This window comes from Psychrosphaera sp. (genome assembly GCF_982872775.1).
Window position 1 is genome coordinate 1 of the sequence record NZ_CEYNSH010000072.1, and the last position, 6,294, is coordinate 6,294.

The window sequence follows — 6,294 nt, forward strand, 5'->3', positions numbered from 1 at the left end:
ATCGTCAGGGGGGGGATGGCCGGCGTAGCGCCCAAAAATAGAAAAAGCAAAAAAAATGGCCTACCGAGCACCGATGGTGATAGTGGCAATAATGCGATTCAAAGAACACGAAAAAGTACCGCGCCAAGAGCAAATAGCGACAGTTGGGTGTGCAACCCAAAATATGCAAATGGCGGCACAGGCCCAAGGTTTTAATGGAATTTGGCGTACCGGAAGTTATGCGACCAACCCAGACGTTCGCAACGCATTTGGGCTAGAAGAGCAAGATGAATTAGTTGGGTTTCTTTATTTAGGTACACCGGATGGTGAGGTACCAATAAAACGTGACAGGGACTTAACAAAATTCGTGCGCCATGTAACCCAGCCAAACTTTTAACCACAAAGACTAAAACACAAACAACACATTTCGATAAGGTAATCATGAAAATATACCCTCATTTTGCGAAGCTAGGAATTAAGAACCCAATTGTATACGGCTGCATGGGATTGGGTGGCGGTTGGAACCAAAACCCTATTTCTGGTGAGGACGTTTTACAAGCCCATACTGTTGTTGACACTTTACTTGAGCAAAATATTAATCTTATTGATCACGCTGATATCTATACTTTCGGCAAAGCCGAACAAGTTTTTGGCAAAGTATTAGCAGATCGTCCAGAGTTAAAAGAACAATTAGTTCTTCAATCTAAATGTGGTATTCGCTTTGAAGATGAAGGTGCTCCAGGCCGTTACGACTTTAGCAAAGAATGGATTGAGCAAAGCGTAGATGGGATTTTACAAAGGCTTAATATTGAGCATTTACCGGTTTTGCTTCTTCACCGACCAGATCCTTTACTGGACGTACAAGAGCTTGGTCAGACAATTCAGCAATTACATGAAAAAGGAAAAATCGGCGCTATTGGTGTATCGAACATGTCTAGTTCGCAAATTTCACTATTACAAAGTCAACTAACTACTCCAATAGTGGCAAATCAAATGGAAATGAGCTTGAGTAAGCTAGACTTTGTCAACGATGGTATTACCCACAATGCAGGACAAGGAACCGCAGATTTTCCTAGCGGAACCATAGAGCACGGTATTTTAAACGAGATTCAATTTCAGGCCTGGGGAAGTTTAAGTCAAGGCATGTTTACAGGTAAAGACGTCGCAAATGAATCAGAACAGATACGTAAAACTGCTATGGTTGTGAATGAGTTAAGTGGGCTGTATGGTGTATCAAAGGAAGCGATTGTTTTGGCTTGGCTATTGAGACATCCAGCTAATATTATGCCGGTGATCGGAACGACTAATATCGATCGTATCAAAGCCTGTAATCAAGCAAATAATGTAAGCCTAACTCGTGAACATTGGTATCGCTTGTTTGTTGCTGCTAGAGGCGTTGCTGTACCTTAGTATTTATTAGGTAGAGGTTCGCCCCTAACATTAATAAATTTAGGTTAAATTAAACAATAAATTTAATTAGTTATTGGAGAATATTTTCAATTAGAATGCGCGACCTTAGCCGTTTGTTAGCAAACGTATTCTACCGTTTAAGAGGATTTGCATATGTTGTTTGACGACAACTACATTACTGATTGTCCCATTCGTCAAAAAATTCGTGATTTTTATCGAATAGACGAAGAAGAAGCCATGGAGTACATTCTGCCGGAAGCAGAGATAAGTTTAGCCGCGAGAAGTAGGGCATGGGAACGCGCTCGAAAAATGGTGATCAGAATTCGCAAGGAGAATACGGAAAACAACGGTATCGACGCGCTTCTAAATGAATATTCGTTGTCAACGGAAGAAGGCGTTGTATTGATGTGTTTAGCTGAAGCACTGCTTCGTGTTCCAGACAAACAAACACAAGACAAACTCATTCAAGATAAAATCGGTCAAGGCGCTTGGAGTCGTCACATCGGTGGTAGCGAATCCCTTTTCGTTAATGCATCGAGTTGGGGTCTGCTTTTGACTGGCAGCATGGTTAAATACTCGGGCGATAGCACCAAACATCAATACGGCATGTTAAAACGCGCCGTAGGTCGATTTGGTGAGCCAGTGATCCGTAAAGCAATGAAAATTGCGATGAAGATCATGGGTCAGCAGTTCGTTATGGGTGAGAACATTGAAGATGCCACCGAACGAGCTCAAAAGAAAGAAACAAAAGGGTATGTATACTCGTATGACATGTTAGGCGAGGGTGCTCGTAACATGGAAGATGCGAACAAATACTACCAATCTTATGTTGATGCGATTCATGTTATTGGCGAAAAGGCCAAAGGCCGTGGACCACGCACAAGCCCAGGTATTTCTGTAAAGCTTTCTGCGATTCACCCAAGATATGAGTTCGTTAATCGTTCTCGTGTCCTAGCCGAAATTGTGCCCAAACTTAAAGAGCTAACACTATTGGCCAAACGCTACGACATTGGCCTTACGGTTGATGCTGAAGAGTCAGAGCGACTGGATATTTCATTAGATATCATTGAAGCCGTTTTTCTCGATAACGATTTAGGCGACTGGAATGGTTTTGGTTTAGCAGTTCAAGCCTATCAAAAACGCGCGATTTTTGTCATTGAATGGTTGCGTAAACTAACTCAACAAACGCACCGTAAACTGATGGTTCGTCTAGTTAAAGGCGCATACTGGGACTCCGAAATCAAAAACGCCCAGCGTGATGGTGAACCACATTTCCCAGTATTTACACGTAAGTCATCTACTGATGTGTCTTACCATGCGTGTGCAAATAAGCTTCTAGAGTATAGGGACACCATTTACCCTCAATTTGCGACGCACAATGGTTACACTGCCTCTACAATTCTTGAGTTAGCTGGTGATGATAAGGAAGGGTTTGAGTTCCAATGTTTGCATGGCATGGGAGACAGCCTTTACGACCAGATTGTCACTGAAGAAAAAATTCAATGTCGTATCTATGCACCAGTAGGTGTTCATGAAGACTTGTTGGCTTATTTGGTAAGACGCTTGTTGGAAAACGGCGCAAACTCTTCATTTGTTAACGCAATTGTAGACACTGAAAAGCCGGTTGAAGACTTGTTGTTTGACCCGATGGAACGCACACAGCGCTTAAGTAAAGTTTATAACGATCAAATCAAACTCCCTATTGAGATCTATGGCGACGAACGTGATAACTCAAAAGGATTAGATATAACGGACGTAAATGAATTAGTTCATCTTAAAAAGAACTTAGAAGCCTGGTTTGATGATAATCAAAAACAAGTTGCTGCCGCCAAAGAAAATATCGATGGTGATGCGATTCCAGTTGTGAATCCAGCCAACACAGAGGAAATCGTCGGGTATCACCAGTTTGCGTCATCACAAGAGATGTCTCAGATGTTGGATAAGGCAGAAACTGCGTTTGAGACTTGGTCGACTACTCCAGTGTCTGAGCGAGCAGAGTTATTGCGTAAAACAGCTGATATGTTGGAAAACAACATGGATGAGTTCATCGCTCTCTGTATAAAAGAAGCCGGTAAAATCACAAAAGATGGCGTCGATGAAGTCCGTGAAGCGGTGGATTTTTGTCGTTACTACGCCGCACGTGCTGAAGAATTGGACCAAGATGACCGTTTAGAACCACGTGGTGTTGTTTTATGTATTAGCCCTTGGAATTTCCCACTAGCAATATTCTTAGGTCAGGTCGTTGCTGCAATCGTTACAGGTAATACTGTCATTGCGAAACCAGCAGAGCAAACAAGTCTTATTGCTATACGCGCGATCGAATTGATGAAACAAATTGGCTTGCCGGAAGGCGTTATTAATCTAGTCATTGCAGAAGGTCCTGATGTTGGTAAAACATTATTACCAGACGAGCGTATTAAGGCTGTAATGTTTACCGGTTCAACACAAACCGGAACACTAATTTCTCAAATTCTTGCTGATCGTGGTGGTGAGCAAGTTCCGCTAATTGCAGAAACAGGTGGCCAAAACTGCATGATTGTCGATTCAACTGCATTACCAGAGCAGGTTGTTGACGATGTAATTGCATCAGGGTTCCAAAGTGCAGGACAACGTTGTTCAGCATTGCGTGTTTTATATATTCAAGAAGACATTGCAGATAATGTGATTCGAATGATAAAAGGTGCGCTAGAAGAGCTGACCATCGGTGATCCAAAATTCTTGGCTACTGATGTTGGTCCAGTTATTGATGAGAAAGCACTAAAAGCTTTAAATGCTCATGTTGAATTCATGAAAGACAAGGGCACGTTGTTATATGAAGGAAAGTTAGGTGACGAGTGCAAAAATGGAACCTACTTTGCACCACGCCTATACGAAATCAGTGACATTAACGTTTTGGAAAAAGAAGTGTTTGGACCTTGTGTTCATGTCATTAGATTCAAAGGTGACCAAATAAACGAAGTGATTGACCAAATCAATTCCACTGGCTTCGGGCTAACCATGGGTATCCATAGTCGAATTGAAGAGCGTACGCTTGAATTGGCTCGTTTGTCGCGTGCCGGTAACGTCTATGTTAACCGTAATATGATTGGTGCCGTTGTTGGCGTTCAACCGTTTGGTGGTCGAGGCCTGTCTGGTACCGGTCCCAAAGCTGGTGGACCAAACTATTTGCCACGCTTGATGATTGAAAAAGCAACACCAGATGAATTTGATTATCCAAATGAAGATCCGGCGTTAGAAACTGACGATCTATCAATCAACGCAGCGAATGAAATGATGGAGTTAGCACGTAGCACTCGTGAAAATTGGCGACTGACGGATTTAGTCACTCGTTTATCTCACGTTCGCCAGTTACTAGCGAGCATCGCAACCGTTGATATCGTCGATGACTTAGCTGATAACTTAGAGAAAACATTACGTGTTTCACGTAATCAGTTGATTAATATCGAAAAGAAAATGAAACGCCCGATACAATTGCCAGGGCCGACAGGTGAGTCAAACACATTGTACTTTGAGCCAAGAGGCACGCTAGTTTGTTTCGCTGACAAAAACGTATCATTCCACTATTGGACGCTGTCTGTTGTTACAGCACTAGCAACTGGTAATGTTGTTGTGGCTGTTGTGTCAGAACTGTTCTATGAAGAAGCGCTAGCGTTTAGAGAAAAATTGTTAGCAACTGGGGTGAATCCAGGTGTTCTTCAAGTAGCGAGGTTAAGACATTTAGAGCCATTATTGGCCCATGAAGACTTAGCTGGTGTGGTAATTGAGTCACGTTCAAAACGTACTGAGTTTGTGTCTGAGCAATTAGCGAAGCGCCAGGGTGCAATACTTCCTGTTATCGAAGCCGAATATGATGACAACCTAATCAGTCGTATGCTAACTGAGAAAACGGTAAGTATTGATACGACCGCATCTGGTGGTAATACATCGTTGATGACGTTGACTGAGGAAGAATAAGATACGTCAAAAAACGGTTAAAAGATTCGGCCCGTCGTATACCAAGATTGAGGGGCAGTCATTGGAAAAAGGAAAGGCCCAGTTTTAACTGGGCTTTTTTGTGGGTAGCTGAGTCATAATTAATGACTCAAACGGTGTCTTAAAAAAATACTTTTTAACTTCTCAGTTCGTGTAAAAAGTGCAGATGGTTTTGATACTGATTGAGAATATCTGCTCTTATTGCCTGAGTAGACCAACCCATTATGTCATACCCTTGTCCACCCTCTGTTAAATGAACATCAGCACGAAAATAAGATTCGTCTTGGTCATTATTATCTATTTCTTCATCTATATGACCAATTGGAGAGCTGTGTTTACTCATGTATACGGCATAAACAAATGGTAACTCGTCACCATGTTGAACAATAAGTTTTGCTCCCTTTTGTTCAATGTGTTCTGCCTTCGCTGTCATTCCTTTCTCAGTTAAATATTCAGAAATCTCTGTCATACAGTTAAATACTGTGCTTTGTACAAATTGACGTACATTCGATTTTTGGGGAAGAAGTATCATATTATCAAGTTGCTCTTTCCAACTACCTGAGTTATCGGTTATGGCCATAGCAGGGGTGATTGCAGCAGTTATTTGTTTTGTCGCTTCCACTTTTAGTGATTGCATGAGCCCCCATAATGCTAGCAAAAGGACGATAGCAAACGGAAGGGCGGCCGCAATAGTCATCGTTTGTAATGCTTGGAGCCCACCAGCAAATAGCAAAACAATGGCTAACAAACCAATTGTGATTGCCCAAAACAATCTCTGCCATACCGGGGTATCGTTGCGGCCGTTTGAGCAAAGCATATCTACTACCATTGCGCCAGAGTCACATGAGGTGACAAAGAATACGACGATAATCAAAACGGACAAAAAGGATAATAGGTTACTTAACGGCATTTGTTCCATGAAGTAGAAGAGAG

General features: G+C 42.1%; 4 protein-coding genes. 3 read left to right on the top strand and 1 reads right to left on the bottom strand.

Annotated features, from left to right (window positions below; genetic code table 11):
- Positions 1–55 precede the first annotated feature (55 nt).
- The 3 genes from AC4E96_RS13630 to putA all read left to right on the top strand — a co-directional run bounded on the left by AC4E96_RS13630 (position 56) and on the right by putA (position 5,343).
- The gene (locus AC4E96_RS13630; protein ID WP_490256213.1) at positions 56–376 is read left to right on the top strand and encodes a nitroreductase family protein; all 321 of its coding nucleotides are present in this window, start codon (positions 56–58) and stop codon (positions 374–376) included.
- Positions 377–420: 44 nt separating this feature from the next.
- Positions 421–1,389: an aldo/keto reductase gene (locus AC4E96_RS13635; protein ID WP_490256214.1), complete on the top strand. Its 969-nt coding sequence runs from the start codon at positions 421–423 to the stop codon at positions 1,387–1,389.
- A gap of 153 nt (positions 1,390–1,542) precedes the next feature.
- Positions 1,543–5,343, top strand: a complete 3,801-nt coding sequence (gene putA, locus AC4E96_RS13640) for a bifunctional proline dehydrogenase/L-glutamate gamma-semialdehyde dehydrogenase PutA (RefSeq protein WP_490256215.1) — start codon at positions 1,543–1,545, stop codon at positions 5,341–5,343.
- Between the two features lie 154 nt (positions 5,344–5,497).
- Here the strand turns inward: putA and AC4E96_RS13645 are convergent.
- A partial coding sequence (locus AC4E96_RS13645; protein ID WP_490256216.1) for a BCCT family transporter occupies positions 5,498–6,294 on the bottom strand: 797 nt, incomplete at its 5' end.